This is a genomic window from Micromonospora sp. NPDC049359 (genome assembly GCF_044466585.1).
In the GTDB taxonomy this organism is placed as follows: domain Bacteria; phylum Actinomycetota; class Actinomycetes; order Mycobacteriales; family Micromonosporaceae; genus Micromonospora.
On the sequence record NZ_JBITMW010000004.1, the window covers coordinates 272,623 to 291,951 of the forward strand.

At 72.3% G+C, this 19,329-nt stretch carries 16 protein-coding genes, 1 tRNA gene and 1 pseudogene; 9 read left to right on the forward strand and 9 right to left on the reverse strand.

Features of this window, described 5'->3' with window-relative positions; all coding sequences use genetic code 11:
* Window positions 1-89: 89 nt before the first annotated feature.
* Window positions 90-836: a phosphatase PAP2 family protein gene (locus ACIBTX_RS12435; RefSeq protein ID WP_396832454.1), complete on the forward strand. Its 747-nt coding sequence runs from the start codon at window positions 90-92 to the stop codon at window positions 834-836.
* 11 nt (window positions 837-847) lie between these two features.
* Entirely contained in the window at window positions 848-2,086 is a 1,239-nt protein-coding gene (locus ACIBTX_RS12440; protein WP_396832455.1) for an APC family permease, read from the forward strand.
* A 21-nt stretch (window positions 2,087-2,107) separates the two neighbouring features.
* Here ACIBTX_RS12440 and ACIBTX_RS12445 read toward each other — a convergent pair.
* Window positions 2,108-3,874, reverse strand: a pseudogene (locus tag ACIBTX_RS12445) (potassium channel family protein); the annotation flags it as partial.
* A 94-nt stretch (window positions 3,875-3,968) separates the two neighbouring features.
* Between ACIBTX_RS12445 and ACIBTX_RS12450 the strand changes: the two are divergent.
* The 4 genes from ACIBTX_RS12450 (at window position 3,969) to ACIBTX_RS12465 (ending at window position 7,980) form a co-directional block, all read left to right on the forward strand.
* On the forward strand, window positions 3,969-4,451 hold the full coding sequence (locus ACIBTX_RS12450; RefSeq protein WP_357392325.1) for an MSMEG_6728 family protein: 483 nt from the start codon (window positions 3,969-3,971) through the stop codon (window positions 4,449-4,451).
* 29 nt (window positions 4,452-4,480) lie between these two features.
* Window positions 4,481-6,034, forward strand: a complete 1,554-nt coding sequence (locus tag ACIBTX_RS12455; protein ID WP_357128818.1) for an FAD-dependent oxidoreductase — start codon at window positions 4,481-4,483, stop codon at window positions 6,032-6,034.
* Between the two features lie 66 nt (window positions 6,035-6,100).
* The gene (locus tag ACIBTX_RS12460) at window positions 6,101-7,321 is read left to right on the forward strand and encodes a hypothetical protein (RefSeq protein ID WP_357172497.1); all 1,221 of its coding nucleotides are present in this window, start codon (window positions 6,101-6,103) and stop codon (window positions 7,319-7,321) included.
* Between the two features lie 215 nt (window positions 7,322-7,536).
* Window positions 7,537-7,980 (forward strand): HNH endonuclease, encoded by a 444-nt coding sequence (locus ACIBTX_RS12465; RefSeq protein WP_396832456.1) that lies wholly within the window; start codon window positions 7,537-7,539, stop codon window positions 7,978-7,980.
* 70 nt (window positions 7,981-8,050) lie between these two features.
* On the opposite strand, the gene ACIBTX_RS12470 is transcribed toward ACIBTX_RS12465, so the two are convergent.
* The 3 genes from ACIBTX_RS12470 to ACIBTX_RS12480 all read right to left on the reverse strand — a co-directional run bounded on the left by ACIBTX_RS12470 (window position 8,051) and on the right by ACIBTX_RS12480 (window position 13,281).
* The gene (locus tag ACIBTX_RS12470; protein WP_396832457.1) at window positions 8,051-9,859 is read right to left on the reverse strand and encodes a protein kinase; all 1,809 of its coding nucleotides are present in this window, start codon (window positions 9,857-9,859) and stop codon (window positions 8,051-8,053) included.
* 154 nt (window positions 9,860-10,013) lie between these two features.
* Window positions 10,014-10,805: an enoyl-CoA hydratase/isomerase family protein gene (locus ACIBTX_RS12475; RefSeq protein WP_396832458.1), complete on the reverse strand. Its 792-nt coding sequence runs from the start codon at window positions 10,803-10,805 to the stop codon at window positions 10,014-10,016.
* Window positions 10,806-10,893: 88 nt separating this feature from the next.
* Complete coding sequence (locus ACIBTX_RS12480; RefSeq protein WP_357172506.1) at window positions 10,894-13,281, reverse strand: M4 family metallopeptidase; 2,388 nt, start codon at window positions 13,279-13,281, stop codon at window positions 10,894-10,896.
* A 168-nt stretch (window positions 13,282-13,449) separates the two neighbouring features.
* On the opposite strand from ACIBTX_RS12480, the gene ACIBTX_RS12485 reads away from it, so the two are divergent.
* On the forward strand, window positions 13,450-14,055 hold the full coding sequence (locus ACIBTX_RS12485) for a hypothetical protein (RefSeq protein ID WP_357172508.1): 606 nt from the start codon (window positions 13,450-13,452) through the stop codon (window positions 14,053-14,055).
* 7 nt (window positions 14,056-14,062) lie between these two features.
* Here the strand turns inward: ACIBTX_RS12485 and ACIBTX_RS12490 are convergent, their stop codons facing one another.
* From ACIBTX_RS12490 to ACIBTX_RS12505, 4 genes are all read right to left on the reverse strand, one after another.
* On the reverse strand, window positions 14,063-14,713 hold the full coding sequence (locus ACIBTX_RS12490; RefSeq protein ID WP_357128797.1) for a histidine phosphatase family protein: 651 nt from the start codon (window positions 14,711-14,713) through the stop codon (window positions 14,063-14,065).
* A gap of 66 nt (window positions 14,714-14,779) precedes the next feature.
* Window positions 14,780-15,199 (reverse strand): VOC family protein, encoded by a 420-nt coding sequence (locus ACIBTX_RS12495; protein WP_357128794.1) that lies wholly within the window; start codon window positions 15,197-15,199, stop codon window positions 14,780-14,782.
* Between the two features lie 35 nt (window positions 15,200-15,234).
* Complete coding sequence (locus tag ACIBTX_RS12500) at window positions 15,235-15,636, reverse strand: AraC family transcriptional regulator (RefSeq protein ID WP_357128791.1); 402 nt, start codon at window positions 15,634-15,636, stop codon at window positions 15,235-15,237.
* Window positions 15,633-16,679, reverse strand: a complete 1,047-nt coding sequence (locus ACIBTX_RS12505; protein WP_357172511.1) for a hypothetical protein — start codon at window positions 16,677-16,679, stop codon at window positions 15,633-15,635. The genes ACIBTX_RS12500 and ACIBTX_RS12505 overlap by 4 nt, the downstream gene beginning before the upstream one ends.
* 191 nt (window positions 16,680-16,870) lie before the next feature.
* Between ACIBTX_RS12505 and ACIBTX_RS12510 the strand changes: the two genes are divergently transcribed.
* Complete coding sequence (locus ACIBTX_RS12510) at window positions 16,871-17,536, forward strand: hypothetical protein (RefSeq protein WP_357172514.1); 666 nt, start codon at window positions 16,871-16,873, stop codon at window positions 17,534-17,536.
* Window positions 17,537-17,672: 136 nt separating this feature from the next.
* On the opposite strand, the gene ACIBTX_RS12515 is transcribed toward ACIBTX_RS12510, so the two are convergent.
* Window positions 17,673-17,749 (reverse strand) — tRNA-Thr (locus ACIBTX_RS12515).
* Window positions 17,750-18,089: 340 nt separating this feature from the next.
* Between ACIBTX_RS12515 and ACIBTX_RS12520 the strand changes: the two genes are divergently transcribed.
* The gene (locus ACIBTX_RS12520; protein WP_357128782.1) at window positions 18,090-19,181 is read left to right on the forward strand and encodes a sn-glycerol-3-phosphate ABC transporter ATP-binding protein UgpC; all 1,092 of its coding nucleotides are present in this window, start codon (window positions 18,090-18,092) and stop codon (window positions 19,179-19,181) included.
* Window positions 19,182-19,329 lie beyond the last annotated feature (148 nt).

Genomic DNA, 19,329 nt, shown 5'->3' on the forward strand with positions numbered 1-19,329 from the left:
ACGGGTAACCCCCCGCATCCGCCGCACATCGTGGTTGGGCCCACAGCGCCGCACCTCCCGGTCTCGCGCCGGGCCGGTAGCGTGGTCGCGTGCTCAAACCCACGGGTGTACGACGTGACCTGCGGCTTCGGCCCGTCCGCCCGGCCGGCTGGTGGTTCGACGCCCTGCTGCTGGCCGGTTTCGGGGCGGTGACCCTGGCGCTGGCCAACGGGGCGCTGCTCGGGCTGGACCTCGCGGTCCGCGAATGGGCCTACGCCCACCATCCGGCGCCGATCTACTGGACGGCGCGGGTGTTGAACTTCCTCGGGCAGGGCGGCTGGCTGCTGATGCCGATCGCCGGGGCGCTCGGGCTGGCGGTCGCGTGGCGTTCCCGCACGGTTCGGCCACTGCTGCTGCTGGCGGCGGCGTTCGTGCTGCTGTACCTGACGGTCGGCCCGCTCAAGATCCTGACCGATCGGGCAGCGCCCAGCTCGGATCTGCCGCCGGGTGAGTCCGTCCGGATCTTCAACGACCTGCCGCCCACCGAGTACGACCTCTCCTATCCGTCGGGGCACGTCGCCAACGCGATCGTCTGGTACGGGGTGATCGCCGTGCTGCTGACCGCGCTGACGGCCGGGCGACTGCACCCGAGCGGGTACCGCCTGATCCGTTTCGCACCCCCGGCGATCCTGCTGGTCACCACGACATACCTGAACTTCCACTGGCTCACCGACGGCGTCGCGGCACTGCTGCTCGGCCTCTTCCTGGACCGGCTGCTGCACCGGGTGCCGTGGGACGATCTGCCGCTCCCCGGCCGGTTACGTGAGTGGGACCGCCCGTTCACGTCGTACCCCTAGGGTTTCGGCTCGTGGATCGACTGGCGCGGCGGCTGGGCGTACCCGATGCGGTTGTCATCGGGTTGGGCTCGATGCTCGGCGCGGGCGTCTTCGTGGTCTTCGCCCCGGCCGCGGCGGCGGCCGGCGGCGCCGGCCTGCTCCCCGCGCTGCTGCTCGCCGGTTTCGTCGCCTTCTGCAACGCGACCAGCTCCGCGCGGCTGGCGGCCCGTTACCCGGAGTCCGGCGGCACCTACGTCTACGGCCGGGAACGCCTCGGCCCGCTGGCGGGATTCGTGGCGGGTTGGGGGTTCGTGGTCGGCAAGACGGCGAGCTGCGCGGCGATGGCGCTGACCATCGGGGCGTACCTGTGGCCAGGGCAGACCCGGCTGGTCGCCGTCGGAGCGGTCGTCGCGGTGACCGCCGTCAACCTGCGCGGCATCGGTAAGACGGCCACCGCCACGAAGGCGCTCGTCGCGCTGGTGCTCGCCGTGCTGACCCTCGTCGCGGCCGTCGGCCTGGTGGGCGGGCCGGTGCACCTGGACCGGCTGACCGATACCGGCGGCTCCGCGCGAGGTGTGCTCACCGCCGCCGGGCTGCTGTTCTTCGCCTTCGCCGGGTACGCGCGGATCGCCACGCTCGGCGAGGAGGTGCGCGACCCGGAGCGGACCATCCCCCGGGCGGTGCCACTGGCGCTGGGGGCGGTGCTGGCGATCTACCTGCTCCTGGCCGTGATCACGCTCGGCGTGCTGGGCGCCGACCGGCTGGCCGGGTCCGCCGCGCCCCTGGTCGACGTGGTGACCGCCGCCGGGCTGCCCGACCTGGCCTGGGTGGTCCGGGCCGGGGCGACCATCGCCGTCGTCGGGGTGCTGCTCTCCCTGGTCGCCGGGGTGGGCCGGACCACGCTCGCGATGGCCCGCCGCCACGACCTGCCCGGCGCGCTGGCCGCCGTGCACCCCGTGCGCCGGGTACCGCACCGCGCCGAGGTGGCGGTGGCCGCCGTGGTGATCGTGGTGGTGCTGCTCGGCGACGTACGGCAGGCGATCGGCTTCTCCAGCTGCACGGTGCTGGTCTACTACGCGATCACCAACGCGGCGGCGCTCACGTTGGGCCGGGACCGGGGGCGACGGCTACCGGTGCAGGTGCTCGCCGGGCTCGGGCTGGTCGGCTGCCTGCTGCTCGCGCTCAACCTGCCGCTGGGCAGCGTCCTCGCCGGCGTCGGCGTACTCGCCGCCGGGGCGGTGTGGCACGGCCTGCGGCAGCGGAATCGCTGAGAGGTCCGTCGCGCGCGGCACCGGGCTGGTCGTCGCGGGCGGGGCGCACTGCCGGGTCAGCCAGTCCAGGCCACGTCGGCGGGCGACCACGGTGAGCCGGTCGCCCGCGAAGATCACCTGGCGGGGGTCGAGGTCCTTCCACCAGATCGTCTTCGCCGCGCCGGCCGGGGTCCGGGCGATCAGCCGGACCTGCCCGTCCCGGTTGACGGTGTCCAGCGGCCGGCCGTCCAGCTCGGAGCCGGCGGCGACCGGCACCTCGGCGACCGGCAGCGCGTGCCGGTCGACCGGAATGGTGGTGATGACCGCGCGTTCGGTGAGCGCGCCGATGAAGGCCGGGGCGGCCAGGTAGGAGACCGATCGGGACACCCCGAGCGCGAAGGTCTCCTCCACCCGCTCGGCGAAGTCACCGTCGAAGAGCCGCAGCACCACCCGCAGGTCGTCGCGGAGGTCGCGGGCGGCCAGCGCCGCCTCCAGGTTGGCGACGTCGTCGGTGGACGCCACCACCAGCGCCTGACAGTCCGCCACCGATGCGGCGGCCAGGGTCTCGGGCAGCGCGGCGTCGCCGACGACCAGTGGCACCTCCAACTGGCGGGCCAGGGCCGCGCCACGTGGCGCCGGGTCCTTGTCGATCGCCACGACCTCGACGTCGTACTCGCGCAGTTGGGCCATCACCCGCGTGCCGACGTTACCGAGGCCGATCACCACGACGTGCCCGGCGCGGGCCGGTTGCAGCAGACCGGTGTGCAGGGCGAGACGGGCGTTGACGATGCCGTCCACGACGACGGCGGTGATCAACGGGATCAGCGCGAGCCCGGCCAGGTTGAGCACCACCTGCATGATCTGCGCATCGGCGGCCTTGCCGGTGTCCGGATCGGCGCCGCTGAGGGTGGTGACCAGCGTCAGGTACAGCGCCTCCAGCGGAGAAACGCCCTCGGTGCGGGAGATCAGCGCGCCCAGCACCGCGATCACGGCGAGCACCAGCATCACCGCGATGCCGATCTTGCGGGTGGCGAAGCCGCGTACGGCCCGCACCAGCATCGTGACCGGCCGGCGTCGCCGCCGGGCCCGGACCAACCGGCGCGCGGCGACCTCGGTGCCCGGCGGCAGACCGGTCGCCTCGGCGAGCACCAGGTCCGCGCCGGCCTGCTCGGCCGGCAGCAACTCCATCCCCTGCCGCCCGTCGGGGCGGGCCAGCGCGCACACCACGTCCTGCGTCCGGACGTCGGCACGCCGCGCCACCCGCAACGTCTTGTCCCGGTGTTGGAAGGAGCTGGGATCGACCTCGCCGAGCGCGGCGGCCACGAACGCCGGGGCGGCCATCTCGGCGTCGGAGAGCACCTCGACGGGCGCCCTGATCAGCTTGCGGACGCCGTCGGCCAGGGTGCCGTTGAACATCCGCAGCACCTGCCGGACGCGCTGGTCGACGGCCTGGGCACAGAGCGCGGCGTGCAGGTTGCCCACGTCGTCCTGGTGCAGCAGGGCCAACCCGGTCGCACCGGCCAGGCCGGCGGCCTCGAAGGTCGCCACGTCCAGGCGTTCCGAGCGGATCACGCGGACGCCGCGCAGGCTCGCCACGTCGGGACCGGTGCTGCGGTAGCGCTCCGGCACCACGACGGTGACCCGTGCGCCGCCCACGGGCAGGTCGGATTCGAGCAGCGCGCGGGCCACGTAGTAGGCCAGGGCGTCCCGGCCACAGATCACGTAGTGCGGACGCGGGTCACCGGCGGAGCGGAGCCGCCAGTTCCACTCGACCGCCCGTCGCGCCCGGTCCCGCCACGGCTCCGCCATGCCCGGATCGTAACCAGCACGATCACCCTGGGCGACCCCACCCGGATCGTCCCGGGCAGGCATGCCGACCCGGGCCGTGGGTAGAGCACCTGCCATGCAGACCTTCCTCCCGTACCCGGACTTTCTGGCCAGCGCCCGCGCGCTGGACCAGAAGCGGCTGGGCAAGCAGCGGGTGGAGGCCATCCAGGTGTTGCGCGGGCTCACCTGGCCGGGGTACGGGTGGCGCAACCACCCGGCCGTGAAGATGTGGGCCGGGTACGAGGAGGCGCTGACCCGGTACGGGCTGGACATGTGCGCCGTGTGGACCGAGCCGGGCCGGGCGGACACCTGCGCCTCCACGCTGACCGTCGACCTCGCCGCCGCCTGCGGGGCGGGTGTCGTACGCACCCAGGACGAGCTGGCCCGCGCCGGTGACCTGCCACCCTGGCTCGGCCGTGACGACCTGCACCTGAGCCACCGCTCCTCGCTGCTGCGCAAGGACCCGACGCACTACGCCCCGATCTTCGGCACCGACACGCCCGACGACCTGGAGTACGTCTGGCCCGCGTCCGACCGGGCGCGGCGCTGCCTGGCATAGGAGACTGGCGGCAGACGAGGGAGGTGCCCATGGCGCTGTCGCGTGTGGTGGGTCGGCTCATCGGCGTACGCCAGCATGAGGTGGACCCCGGCGGCGGTGGCGCCGCCCGCGTGCCGCGACCGGTCGCGGCGGTCGTGGTCGGCGCGGGCATCGCCGGCATGTCGGCGGCCGTGGTGCTCGCCGAACGCGGCGTGGACGTGACCGTGCTGGAGGCCGCGCCGACCATCGGTGGACGGCTGGGCGCCTGGCCGGAGGCCCTGCCCGACGGGGAGCAGCAGAACGAGCACGGCTTCCACGCGTTTTTCCGGCAGTACTACAACTGGCGGTCCATCCTCCGGCGCGTCGAGCCCGGCCTGGGCTTTCTCAAACCGATCCCGGGCTATCCGATCCTGAGCGCGCAGTGGCCGACCGAGGAGTTCGGCCGGCTGCCCCCCGCGCCTCCGGCGAACCTGCTCGCGCTGCTGCTGCGCAGTCCCAGCCTGCGCCTGGCGGACCTGCGGTCGATGGACCGGGACGCGGCGTTGCCGCTGCTCACCTACGATCCGGTCCGCACCTACGCCGAACTGGACGACACCACGGCCGACGAGTTGCTGGCGTCGCTGCGGCTGCCGGACCGGGCGCGGGCGATGCTGTTCGAGGTCTTCTCCCACTCGTTCTTCAACCACGAGGCGGAGATGTCGGCGGCCGAGATGGTCGCCCAGTTCCACTTCTACCTGCTGGGCAATCCGGAGGGGCTGGCCTTCGACTGCCCGGACGAGGACTATGCGACGGCGATCTGGCAGCCGCTGACCCGGCACGTGGAGAAGCACGGCGGTCGGGTGCTCACCCGCTCCGGCGCGACGGGGGTGCACCGTGACGGTGCCGGCTGGCGGGTGACGACCACCGACGGCGGCGACCACCGGGCGGAGCACGTGGTGCTGGCCGTCGATCCGCCCGCGCTCGCCGCGCTGGTGGCGGCCTCCCCCGACCTGGTCGCGCGGGCACCGGAGTTGGCGGCACGGATGCCCCGCTTCGGCCGGCCCGGCCCGCCGTACGCGGTGGCGCGGTACTGGTGCGACGGCGACGTCGCCGCCGACCGGGCGGTGTTCAGCGGGGTGTCCCGGCAGCCCACTCTGGACTCGGTGACGCTGTACCACCGGTTGGAGAACGAGTCGCGGCGCTGGGCGCACCGCACCGGCGGTTCGGTCGTGGAGCTGCACGCGTACGCCTGTGCGCCCGGCGTGCCGGCCGACGAGTTGGCCGAACGGATGCGCCGCGAGCTGGTGACGCTCTGGCCGGAGGCCGCTGACCTGCGGGTCCGGGAACTGCGCGCCCGGGTGGAGGCGCAGGCCCCGGCGTTCACGCCGGGCAGCCACGCCTGGCGTCCGGGGGTCCGCACCGAGGCCGCGGGTGTCTACCTGGCCGGCGACGGGATCGCGACGAACTTTCCGAGCGCGCTGATGGAACGTTCGGCGGCCACCGGGATCATCGCGGCGAACCACATCCTGCGGGCACAGGGTGCCGCGACCGAGCCGGTGCGCTCGGTCCGCCCGCGCGGCCTGCTGGCCGGGCGAGCAGCCCCAAAACGATCAAAAGCGACATAAGCGACGGTACGCTGCCGTACGCTCGATTGATCATCCGTCGATCGACCGGGCGGGAGGGCAGCGGCGATGTCACCACTGCACCGCGCCGGCGCAGCGGACGGCCGGCCGGCCGAGGAGGCCGTCCGCGACGATGCGTACCCACTCATCCGTGACGAGCGCGCCTGTGTCGTCACCGCCCTGCGGCTGGGCTGGTGGATGGCGGACGCCTACCACCACGGGCAACACGCCGAACCGGGGCCGACCACGCCGATCCACCCACCGGCCAAGCTCTCCAACCTGACCGAGATGTCACTCCCCCGCCGGATGCGGATGTACCTCGACGGCGTCGACGTCGCGCTGGCCCAGATCTCGGCGCTCACCCGGCACACCGGGTCGCTGCCCGACACGTCCGCCGCCCGCACGCGGCTGCCCGACCTGGACCGCCTACCCGATCTGGAGCGGCCGGACCTGGTCGACACCGAGCCGCTGCTGCTCGCCCTCGACGACCTCAACGTGGACGTGCTGCGCTGGGCGATGGCCACCAACCTCCGGGTCGGACTGGCCTACCGGCTGGGCCGGTCCCTGGCCGACACGGTCCGGCCCGGCGACGCCGCCCAACTCCTGCGCCGCTTCGACGGCCGACAAGTCCAGATCAGCCGGTGGTTGGACGAGTTGGCCAGCGTGCTGCCGCCGTACTCGGCCGCGGTGGTGCGCCGCTCGCTGGCCGCCTGGGCGGTGGCCGTGGAACGGGCCGGCCGGGGTGACCCGACCGAACCGGAGCCCGCCGAACTGAGCCGCGAACTGCGCAACCAGGGCGACCTGTGGCGCGGCGTGCTCACCGGCGGCCTGCACCCGCGTGACCTGCTCGACGAGGAGGACTACGCGGTGGTCGCCCGGAACCTGATCATCCGGGACCGCCGGCTGGTCGCCCAGGCCGCCCGGGGCATCTTCTGGCCGGTGCTGGTGCCGCTGCTGGTGGTGCTCTTCGCGCTGGTCGGCGTGAGCGCGGCAGCGGCGGCCGGCTCGCCGACCACCCGGGCCGCCGTGGCCCTGCTCGGTCTGGGCGCCGGGCTGGCCGCCATCTGGCGCTCCGTCTCGGGACCCGCGCTGGCGGTCGCCGGCGAGGTCAACCGGCCGCTGCTGGACAGCGAACTCACCGCGCGGATGGCACTGCGGCTGGACAAACCGCTGACGAACGCCCGCCGCACGGCGGGGAGCGCTCCTCGCACCCGGCGCCAGCGCGCTCCCGAGGAGCCGGGTGGCCGATCGAAATACGTTGCCCCCCTCTCCCGTGCGGACCTACCGTGATCGCGCAAGGTCAGCCACCACAGCGGGAGCAGGTCATGACGAGGTCGCACGCCACCACCGTGCTGTCGTCACTGCTGTCCTGCGGCGGTTGGCCGGCGGAACACCCCCGGGCGGGCCGGCCCGACTGACGCGTACCCGTACGTGCTGAGCCGCCCGTCCGAACGCCGGACCGGGCGGCTCTTCGCTGTCCGCCGCCACTGTAGAAAGGAGTCCCGGTGGATGCCGTCCTCGTCGTCAACGCCGACCTCGGCCCGTTGCACCGGGTCACCGTCCAGCACGCCGTCCGGATGCTCTGCCGACGGGTGGCCGAGATCCACGAGGCGGAGCCCGATCGGCTGATCGGCGTCTTCCCGCTGCCCCGGGTGGTGCGGCTGGTCCGTTACGTGGTCACCCGGTGGCGGTTCAACTCCGGGCCGGCCTGGTCCCGGGCCGGGGTGCTACGCCGCGACGACCACTGCTGCGCGTACTGCGATGGCCCGGCGTCGACCATCGACCACATCCTGCCGCGTTCCCGGGGTGGCCGGAACACGTGGCGAAACACCACCGCCGCCTGCTACGGCTGCAACCAGCGCAAGGGTGACCGGGCCCCGGCGGAGGCGGGCATGCCGCTACGCCGCGAGCCGGTGAACCCCGGCTGGGCATCGCTGGCCCGGCGGTGACCGACCGGCCGGCGGGAACGGGGGGCCGCGCCCGGGAGTACGCCTCCGGCGCGGCACCCGTCGGCCCCGGTCACGCGGCGCGCTCGGTGACCTTCGCCTTCGGCCGCCCGGCGGCGCAGTGCACCCGGATCTCGCTGCTGTGCTCGGGTGCGGTCAGCTCGACCGTGACCTGCTTCGCCGGCCCCGCGTCGTACGGCGGCACCTGGTAACCCGACGCGGGGGTGACCGTGAGCAGTTCGGCCAATCCCCCGACACAGCGGACGGTGACCGTCCCGCCCTGGGCGCGCACCGGGAGCCCCGGGGATTCGGCGGGCGGAGACGCGCCCGTGGGCGTGACCGTCGGTGCGACGGTCGGCGGCGGCTGACCCGGGGCCGACGGCCGGCCTGGCCCCACTGCGGGGCCGGGGCGGGGAGCGGCCGACGTGGGGCCGGCCGACGGTTCGGCGGGCGCACGCACAGTGGACGGTTCGGGCTGCGCGACGGTCTCCGGCAGGCCGACCGTGGTGGTGCCACCCGTGCCGATCCCGGTTCGTGGGGTGGTTCCGTCGTGCCGTCGCGCGCCGTAGTCGCCGAGCGACCCGGCCACCGCCACCGCTGCGATCACCGCGCCGCCGACCACCAGCGCCACCCGTCGGCGACGCCAGGCCTGTCGCCGGGGCGCTTCGGAAGCAGCCCGGTTCACGCCATCGGCCGCCTCCGCGTCCCCACCCGCTGCGGCCTTGCGCGCCTCGTTCGGCCCGGCGTCACCATCCTTGGCCGGGTGGGCAGCGGGCGAGCCAGCGGCGACCGCCCGGTCCGCGGCGGCCGATCTGTTCGCGGCGCTCGACCGGTCCGCGGCGCTCGACCGGTCCGCGGCGCTCGACCTGTTCGCGGCGCTCGACCTGTTCGCGGCGCTCGACCTGTTCGCGGCGCTCGACCTGTTCGCGGCGCTCGACCTGTTCGCGGCGCTCGACCCGGAATCAGCGGCCGATCCGGAAGCGGCGGCCAGCCCGGAAGCGGCGCTCGACCCGGAGGCGGCGGCCAGCCCGGAGGCGGCGGCCAGCCCGGAGGCGGCGTTTCCGCCGGCCAGCCCGGAGACGACGGTGAGCAGGATGCGGGCCACCTCGGCTGCCGGGGGACGGTCGTCGGGGTTGCGGGCGAGACACCAGTGGTAGAGCCGGTGGATCTCGGCGGGCACCCGGTCGATCTCGGGTAGCGGGTCCGGATCGACGTGCACGTGGGCGCGGAGCATCCCGGTCTGCGTCTCGGCCGCCCACGGCAGCCGGCCGGTGAGCGTCCGGTGCAGGAGCAGGCCGAGCGCGTACACGTCGGAGGCCGGCAGGACCTCGCCGGCCGCCAGCCGCTCCGGCGCGAGGTACGCGGGCGTACCGAGCAGCCGGCCGTCGAAGTCGATCTCGGAATCACCGGCGGCCGCCGCGATACCGAAGTCGAGCACCTTCGCGCCGGTGGGGGTGAGCATCACGTTGCCCGGCTTCACGTCCCGGTGCACCAACCCCTGGCCGTGCGCCGCCGAGATGGCCGACGCCACCTCGGCGCAGACCCGCAGCGCGGCGCGGGGTGGCAACGGCCCGGCGACCAGCCGGCTTTCGAGGGTGTCGCCGTTGAGCAGTTCCAGCACCACGAACGGCACCTGAACCCCGTCGAGACGCGACTCGCCGAAGTCGTAGACGTTGGTGACGTGCGGGTGCGACAACCGGGCCGCCGCCTTGGCCTCGGCCCGGATCCGCTGCCGGGCGTTGGGGTCCGAGGCGACGAGCACCTTCACCGCCACGTCCCGTTCGAGCACCTCGTCGTACGCCCGGTAGACCGCCGACATGCCGCCGCTGCCGAGACGCTCCAGGAGCCGGTAGCGGCCCGCAAGCAACTGATCACGCTGCACGACCGACAGACTGCCGTACGACTCACGTTCGGCACCACCCGGGATCGAGGTTTCGCAATGGGTGGGAGATCGACTCGGGTTGCATGACATCGGCGTGTCCCAGCGCACGGGACACCCCGCCTTCCTGGAAACCGAGTGGATCAGGCCGCGAGCTTCAGCGCTCGGTCGGCGCTCGCCAGGCGAAGCGGGGAGCCCGGCGCTCGGCCATGGCCGCCACGCCCTCGCGGGCCACGCCGCTGTCCGCGACCTTCCGGTGCCACCAGGCGATCCGGGCCGGCCCGGCGCGGTCGTCGACGATCTCCTTGGCGGCGGTGACGCTCAGCGGTGACCGTTGGGCGATCGTCGTGGTGAGGTCGTCCAGCCGCTCGGCGAGGCGGTCGCCCGGCAGCACCTCGTCGACCAGGCCGATCCGCAGGGCCCGCTCGGCGTCGATCAACTCGGCGGTGAAGAGCAGGTGCTTCGCCGCCGACGGGCCGACCAGCCGCGCCAGCCGGCGTGTCGTCGGGGCCGGGTAGACCAGCCCGAGGCGGGCCGGAGGTACGCCGAATCGGGCGTCGTCCGAGGCGATCCGCAGGTCACAGGCGACCGCGAGCTGCGCGCCACCCCCGACGCAGGCGCCCCGGATCGCCGCGATCGTCGGCTTGGCGAAGCTTGCCAGCCGCTCCTCGGCGGCGACCGCGATACTGGTGTCACCGGCGTCCAGCAACTCGGCCAGGTCACCGAGGTCCGCGCCCGCGCAGAAGGCGTCGCCCGCGCCGGTGAGCACCAGGGCCCGCACCTCGGGGTCGGGTTCCAGCCGGTCGAGCAGTTCGGGGAGCTGCCGCCACATGGCCGCCGTCATCGCGTTCCGGCGAGCCGGGTTGTGGATCACGACGGTTGCCACCGGTCCGGCCACCGCGACAGTCAACTCCGCGTCCGACACGCAAACCCCCTCTTCCCACGCCATCCGAGCCGACCCAAGATTGCCAGAACGGCCCGGACGCGAACCCGGCGACCACCGTTGCGGTGGCCGCCGGGTCCGGGTGTCGGTCAGGTCAGGAGACGTTGACCGCCGTGTCGTCGACCACGAAGGACGTCTGGAGCGAGGAGTCCTCGGTGCCGGTGAACTTCAGGGTGACGGTCTGGCCGGCGTACCCGGCCAGGGAGAAGGACTTCTGGCTGTAGCCGGAGGCCTTGTTCAGGTTGGAGTAGGTCGCCAGCGTGGCCAGCACCGTCCCGCCCGAGTTGAGCACCTGCACGTTGAGCTTGTCGTACGCGGTGCTGGTGGTGGTCTCGGCCGAGTCGATGTGCAGCCAGAAGCTCAGCGTGTACGACGAGCAACCCGCCGGGAGGGCCACCGACTGGGCGAGCGTGTCGGTGTGGGTGCTGCCGTACCCGTCCAGCCAGGCCTTGTACGACCCACCGTGGGCCGCCTGGCCGCTGGAGCTGGTGATCACCCCGGAGCTGGCCGTCCAGCCGGTCGAGCCGGACTCGAAGCCCGGGTTGGCCAGCTTCTGGCCGGGCGAGGTGCAGCCGCCGCCGGAGCCGTTCACGGTCAACGTGTAGGTGGCGCTGCGGGTGACCGACCCCGCCCCGTTCACGGTGACCGAGTAGGTGCCCGGCGAGGTGCCGGACGAGGTGCTGATGGTGAGGGTGGACGAGCCGCCCGAGGTCACCGAGGCGGGGCTGAACGCGGCGCTCGCGCCACTGGGCAGGCCGGACGCGGAGAACGTCACGGTCTGCGCCGAGCCGCTCGTGGTGGCGGTCGAGACGGTGGTGGAGACCGCGCTGCCCGGGTTCACCGAGCCGGCGGTCGGCGACAGCGACACGGAGAAGTCGTTGCCGGTGGAGCAGGTGGCGTCGTTGCCGGCGACGTTGACCGCCGTCCAGGCGGCCTGCACGGCCTTGTACTCGGTCGAGCAGCTGCCGTACAGGTCGGTGGCCGCCCGCAGGCTGTAGGCGCGGGCGGTGTTCGCCGGGTTGCTGGTGTTGACGTACGACGTGTTGGAGGTGAAGTAGACGTCCAGCGCCCGGTACCAGATCTTCTCCGCCTTGGTACGGCCGATGCCGGTCACCGCCGGGGCGGAGCCGCAGACCGGCGAGGTGCCGTACGAGGTGGAGCCGGTGCCCTCGGCGAGGTTGAAGTAGAAGTGGTTGCCGACGCCGGAGGAGTAGTGCACGTCCTTGTTCTTCGTGCTGGTGGACCAGCAGGAGTCGGACGCGCCGTCCAGCGACGGGTTGTACATGTAGCGCAGCGGCGTGTTGTTGCCGTTGATGTTGATCTTCTCACCGACCTGGTAGTCACCCGGGTCGCTCGGCGCGGCGGCGTAGAACTCCACCATATTGCCGAAGATGTCGCTGGTGGACTCGTTCAGGCCACCGGACTCGCCGGAGTAGACCAGCCCGGCCAGCGCCTCGGTGACGCCGTGGCTCATCTCGTGCCCGGCCACGTCCAGCGCGACCAGCGGGCGGGAGTTGCCCGAGCCGTCGCCGTAGGTCATCTGGGCGCCGTCCCAGAAGGCGTTGACGTAGTTGTTGCCGTAGTGGACCCGGCTCGGCACACCACTGCCGTTGCCGAAGATGCCGTTACGGCCGTGCACGTTCTTGAAGTAGTCGAACGTCTTGGCGGCGCCGAAGTGCGCGTCCACTCCGGCCGACTGCCGATTCGAGTTGGCGCCGGTGCCCCACGCGTTGTCGGCGTCGGTGAACGTGGTGCAGGACGACGTGCCGTTGTTCATGTCGCAGGTACGGCCGTTGCCGCGCACCGGGTCGATCATCTGGTACGTGCTGCCGGAGAGCGTCGTGTCGATGCTGACCGTGCCGGTGTAGATGCCCTGGCCGCTGCCGGTGACCGATTCGATCTCGTCGTACGATCCGACGGTCGCGCCGGAGGTCGCGTCGGTGACGACGTGCAGCCGCGACGGCGTCTGCCCGTCCGGCTGCCAGCCACTGACCACCGTCTCCCAGGCCAGCCGGCCCACGCCCGAGCTGGCGTCGACGAACAGTTCCGGTGCGCCCACGTTCTCGGCCTTGCCGGTGAACCCGGCGCGGGCCGTCTTCTTCGCCGTGTCGGCGCTGACCTTGGCCGTGGTGAGGAGGGTCAGCGGTGCGGCGAGTCCGACCGAACTGCCGGCGTAGGTGCCGTTCGGCGCGGTGTGGATGACGAAGTCACCGCCGTACACCCGCAGTCCCTGGTAGGTGCGGGTGTAGCGGGTGTGCGCCGCGCCGGAGGCGTCCACCCGGGTGCTCTGCACCTGGTAGGACTCGGCGCTGGAACCCTGGACCGCGCCGGGGTTCGTTTGCAGGACGGTCGCCGCTCGGGCCGCGGCGGAGGCGTCCGGCGCGGGAGCGGGAGGTGCGGCAGCGTGCGCCGCGGTGGCGACGCAGGTCAACAGGCCGCTGGTGAGCAGCGCTGCGCTGACGGCCGCGAGGGGTCGTTTCACGTGCCCTCCTGGAAGGAGAAAGGGTGTGACGGGGGTAGTCACGCATGTAGATATAGCTATGTGTAGAAGAAAAGAGAAGCCTTGGACCGCTCCCAGACATTGAGATTGGCCGAACGGATGAGGGCCTTGACAAGGGAACCAACGCGGGCATCGGCGCGTCCGACGGACATGAGACCCGCCTCCACGACCGGCGTCACGATCGCGCTCCTGGCCGCCCTGCTGGCCGGCTGCACCGGCACCGACCGGGCCGCCGACCCCACCGACCTGCCCCCGGTGACCGGCGCGACCGCAGGCCCGGACCTCACGAACATCCCCGCGCCGAGCGGCCTCGTCCCGAGCGGGGCCGTCCCGAGCGGGGCCGTCCCGAGCGGCCCCGCCCCGAGCGGGGCCGTCCCGAGCGGCCCCGCCCCGAGCGGCCCGAGAGCGGACGACCGGGCTCGGGTCGCGCTGTTCCGCTCCGGTGGTTTCGCCGGGCGCGGCGACAACATCACCGTCGAGCCGGACGGGCGGTGGACCGTGGTCGACCGGGCCGGCGGCCGTCGTACCGGCAAGCTCGGCACCGCCGACCTGGGCCAGCTGCACGGACTGGCCGCCGACCCACGGCTGAGCGCCGAGGCCCGTCGCACGGCCACCACGTCGAGCTGCGCCGACGCGTTCAGCTACCGCGTCACCGTCGGGACCGTCGAGACCGGGTACGTCGACTGCCCCGCGGATCCCGCGCCGCCGCCCGCCACCCGGGCACTTGTCGAGTTGCTGCTGCGGGTCACCGCCTGACGGCGGGTCACACGAGGTAGTCCGGGGGAAGACCGGTGCCGCGCAGCTCGGCCGGCAGGTGCGCCACGTCGTTGACGGCGATCAGGTTCGGTGGCCCGGCCGGGCCGTACCGGATGACGGTCAACCCGGCGTTGTGGTGGTTCAAGCCCAGCCACCGCCGCTCAGGTGCCTCGAGGGCGTGCCGGACCAGCCAGGCGATCAGGAAGGTGTGCGTCACCACCAGCTCGCGGACCGGCTCTCCCACGGCCGCCGCCTCGTCGACCTCGGCCGGCCCCGTGAAGCGCCGCACGGCCTCCGCCGTCACGCGCGGCCCGTCGGCCCGCTCGGCCGCCGAGAATCCGGCCAGGAACTCGGCGTACGCCGACGGCAGGCCGGTCGGGTCCGTGTCGTGCGGGAGGTGGTCACCGGCCAACTCGGTGGCGTACACCGGAACCCCGGGCAGTGCCGCGGCGACCACCTCGGCGGTCTGCGCGGCCCGGCGCAGCGGCCCGTGGTGGACGGCGGCGAACGGCCGGCCCCGCAGGCGCTCGCCGAGCAGCGCCGCCTGCCGCCGGCCGCGCTCGGACAGGCCGGTGTCCGGCTCGGTCGAGCCCGTGTCGGCGTGCCCGGTGAGGTCCTGCTCGCCGTGTCGGGTCAGGTACAGCAGCCGCGTTCGCATGCGTACACCCCAACACACCGGAAGGCGCGGTGCCGGCCCGCGCCCTCCGGTTTCTTGATCTTCTGACTAGGCCCGGGGGAACATCTGGCCGATACGGATCTTGTTGCCGAACGGGTCCCGGATGCCGAAGTCGATCCCGTACGGGCGCTCGGTCGGCTCGTCGATGATCTCGACGCCCTTCGCCACGAGATCGTCGTGGGTCTTGTGGGCGTCGTCGGTGGTCATGAAGAGGTACCCACCCAGGGCACCCTTGCTGAGCAGCTCCCGTACCTGCTCGGCGGTCGCCGGGTCCAGCGCCGGCGGGCCCGGCTTCTCCAGCAGGATCTCGCGCTCCGGGTCGCCGGGCAGGTTCACCGTCAGCCAGCGCATGAAGCCGAGATCCTGGTCGGTGTTGACCTCCATGCCGAGCTTGTTGACGTAAAAGTCAAGCGCCTCGTCCTGGTCGAGGACGTAGATCTGAGAGCGGCTGATCGCGTTCATCGTCATACCAACGACCGTAGAGGATGCCCCTGACCTGCTGCTTATCCAAAACTGCTGGGACGCGTCCAGGCCTTCGTGAAGCAGGACGGCACGTTGCCGGCGGCGACGCGGCGACGCCGGAACTCCGAGGGCGACTCACCGACGATCTGCCGGAACGTCCGACTGAACGTGCCCAGACTGCCGAAGCCGACCGCGTAGCAGATGTCCGTCACGTCCCGGTCGGTCTCCACCAACAGCGTCATGGCCCGCTCCACCCGGCGACGTTGCAGGTAGCGGTGCGGCGTCTCGCCGAAGGTCGCCCGGAACGTCCGGATGAAGTGCGCCTCGGAGACGTACGCGATCCGGGCCAGCGCCGGGATGTCCAGCGGTTCCGCGTACGACCGGTCCATCGCGTCGCGGGCGCGCAGCATCGCCCGGTTGGACTCCTCCACCGCCCGACTCACCGCGGGCCGCCGGGCGGCAGGACCGGTGTCTGCGTCACGTCCTGATCGCGCAGCTTGGCGTAGACGACCTCGGAGGTGAACCCGCCGATGAACCCGATGGCCAGCACGAAGAAGACCAACCTCCGCGCCGCGTCACCGTCGAGCAGGCCCGGGTTGGTGGAGAGCTGCGCCGCCACGAACAGCAGGAAGGCGATGACACCGGCCGCCGACCCCAACGCCGCCGCCCGCAGCCAGTTGCCGTTGCCGTCGTACGCGTTGCGCACGATCGCGCCCCACACCGACGCGATCATCGGCGCGGCCACCAGGACCGCCACGTTCTGCCACCCACCGGCCGGCGCGGCGTACGCCAACGGGATCGTCGCCAGGGCGAGCAGCAGCAGGACCAGCGCGGTCACCAGGCCCACCACCGTACGCCGACCAGCGGCGCCCGCAGCGCGTTCCTCCTCCGCGCGGCGCCGCACCTGGGCGCGGAGCGCGGTGACGATCTGGCCGGCCGCCGCCAACTGCCAGGGTCGGGCCAGCAACGCCACCTCCTCCTCGCTGGCGACGCCCCGCTCGTTGTTGAGCCGCTGCCACGTCTTCTCCGCGCCACCGCCGAACGCCGCGACCGCAGCGACCGGGATACGACGGGACAGGCCGATGAGCCCGGCGATGAACGTGGAGCGTCCGCCGCCCACCAGCAGCAGCGCGTCGGCCGTCAGCAGCGACCGGTAGAAACTGACCTCCCAGTCGTCCGTCGACTCGGGCACCACGGCGAACAACTCCGGATACCGCTGGGCCTCCTCGAAGTCCACGTCCTGCTGATACCGGCCACGGACCAGGATCGACCCGGGCGTCGCCCGGCCGGAGCCCACGTAACCGCGTACGACATCGCGTTCCAGGTAGTCGGGATCGCTGGAGTACACGACGATGCCGCAACCCTGCCTCGCGAGCTCCGCGCCCAACTCGGCCGCCGCGGCGGGGGCAGCCTCCGGATCGCGTACGGCCGGCGAGTAGGAGCGGTTGACCTGGGCGCTGCCGGCGATCGCGACGAGCGGGCTCATGCGACTCCTCGACGGTCGGGTGATACCCGAACTATAGGAGCGGCCGACCATCGATCGTTCGCGCCGGCCGTGCGATCGGCGCGGCCGGGGAGCTCGACGCCACCGCACGTGGTGATCCGGGGCCGACGCTTCCCACTCCTCGCGAGCTAGCGTCGTCAGCGCAGCAATACCTGATGCCGGGGAGGCGTGGGGTGAGAGAGCTTGAGGGCACCTACCGCGGGCTTCTCCTGATTGAGCTGCCCCTACGCAGGCAGTGGCTACTCGACCGCAAGCCTGACTCGGTAAGTCCCGTGCACTGGTGGTTCGCACTGATCGATATGGCGACCTCGGATGTGCGCCGCCAGCACCGCGGATTGCCCGGCCACCGGCCCCTTGGCGACGTGCCGCTAGCGTTCTTTCTGATCGACCTGGCATCCGAGCACGATTTCCCGATGGAGCTGGCGGTCGCACACCTCAGCGCGCTCATCACGATCGCCCTCGATGCGGGTCAGCGAGTCCAGGAGCTACCAGCCAGCGCTCGGCCGGACACGGTCGCCCGGCGGGCTGTCGAGAGCTTTGGCATGACACGGAAACAAGCTGCCGCCCGAGCAGCGAGCCTGCGCGCCATCCCGCTCACCGAGGATGATTTCGTCCAGCCGGGTGAAGACTGGCTGGCGAGATGGCAGGCGCTCACCGTCACCGACGACTACCAGGACTACCACCGACTCCTCAACATCGAGCGGATCTTGACCGACCTCGCACCCCTCGTCGACCACATGACCGACGCCCACCTCGTCGCTGACGTCCAGGCATGGCTTCAGGTGCTACCCGATCTAGCCCCGGTGCCGGCAGCTGACCCGCCGCTTGATGAGGGATGAGTGTCCCGCCGCCCATGCCAGCCCTGACACGACGCCTCGGGCGCTGGTCACGCTCGACGGGAAGCTCTCTCGTGAGTGCCGTTGCTGTCAACCGGTCGACTCGGGGCAGTGCCCGTCGGGAAAAGCTTTGTGGATATGGAGCCCCCGGCCGGGATCGAACCGGCGACATCTCGCTTACAAGGCGAGTGCTCTGGCCAGCTGAGCTACAGGGGCGCATGTGTCGACGCCAGCATAGCGACTGACGTCCGGATATCCCGCTCGCGAGTGCTCCCGAGCACGGGAAACGTCAACAACCCGACGCCCGACGCCGCACCGCGACGTCGATTGATGCCTTGCCGTGCCCGACTGCCCGGAATGCGTAGGCATTGGGTCACTTCCGAGGGTCCCTCGCCTTGGCAGCGCGGGCAAAGCCAATTACGGTGCAGTGACACGGACGACGACCCGGCCGCCCCCGCGACCGACCGCCGTCCGCTGACCGGCACGGGCTCGTGCCGGTTGCTCCTTCACTCGGATCGTCCGGCACGTTCCTGCCGGTGAAAGGAAGCGCACCACCATGGCTACGGTCACCTATTCCAAGGCGTCCCGGATCTACCCGGGCACCGAGCGTCCCGCCGTCAACGAGCTGAACCTCGAGATCGGCGACGGCGAGTTCCTCGTTCTCGTCGGCCCGTCGGGTTGCGGCAAGTCCACCAGCCTGCGGATGCTCGCCGGTCTGGAGGACGTCGACGCCGGCTCGATCTACATCGACCAGCGGGACGTCACCCACCTTCCCCCGAAGGCCCGCGACATCGCGATGGTCTTCCAGAACTACGCCCTCTACCCGCACATGACGGTGTACGAGAACATGGCGTTCGCCCTGAAGCTGCGCAAGACCTCCAAGTCGGAGATCGACCGGCGGGTCAAGGAGGCGGCCGGGCTGCTCCAGCTCGAGGAGTACCTGAGCCGCAAGCCGAAGGCGCTCTCCGGTGGTCAGCGTCAGCGGGTGGCCATGGGCCGGGCGATCGTCCGCGAGCCGCAGGTCTTCCTCATGGACGAGCCGCTGTCGAACCTCGACGCCAAGCTGCGTGTGCAGACCCGTACGCAGATCGCGTCGCTCCAGGCCAAGCTGGGCGTCACCACCGTCTACGTGACGCACGACCAGGTCGAGGCCATGACCATGGGTCACCGGGTGGCCGTGCTGCTCGACGGTGTGCTCCAGCAGGTGGACACCCCGCGGGCGCTCTACGACACCCCGGCGAACGTGTTCGTCGCCGGTTTCATGGGCTCTCCCGCCATGAACATCAAGACCGTCCCGCTGCACGAGCAGGGCGCCGAGTTCGCCGAGCTGCGTATCCCGCTGACCCGCGAGCAGGTCGAGGCGGCCCGCGCCGAGGGTGGCGACGGCAAGGTCACCGTCGGCTTCCGTCCGGAGGACTGCGACCTGGTCAGCCCGACCGAGGGCGGTATGCCGGTCGTCGTCGAGCTGGTCGAGGACCTGGGCTCGGACGCGAACGTCTACGGCCACGCCGCCCTGGGTGGCAACTCGGAGCGCTTCGTCGTCCGTACCGACCGCCGCAGCATGCCGAACATGGGCGACACCGTGTTCGTCAAGCCGCGCGCCGGCCGCAGCCACGTCTTCCACGCCACCACGGGCAGCCGGATCTGACGTAACGCCGTACCGAAAAGGGGCGGTCCGCTGCGGCGGGCCGCCCCTTTCGTCGTACCCGGGAGGGGTCGTCATCCCCGGGAGCCAGCGCGAGCGTGGCTCCCCGGGGTGACGCGGCGGGGTGTGCCGTATCCCTAGCGTTCGCGGC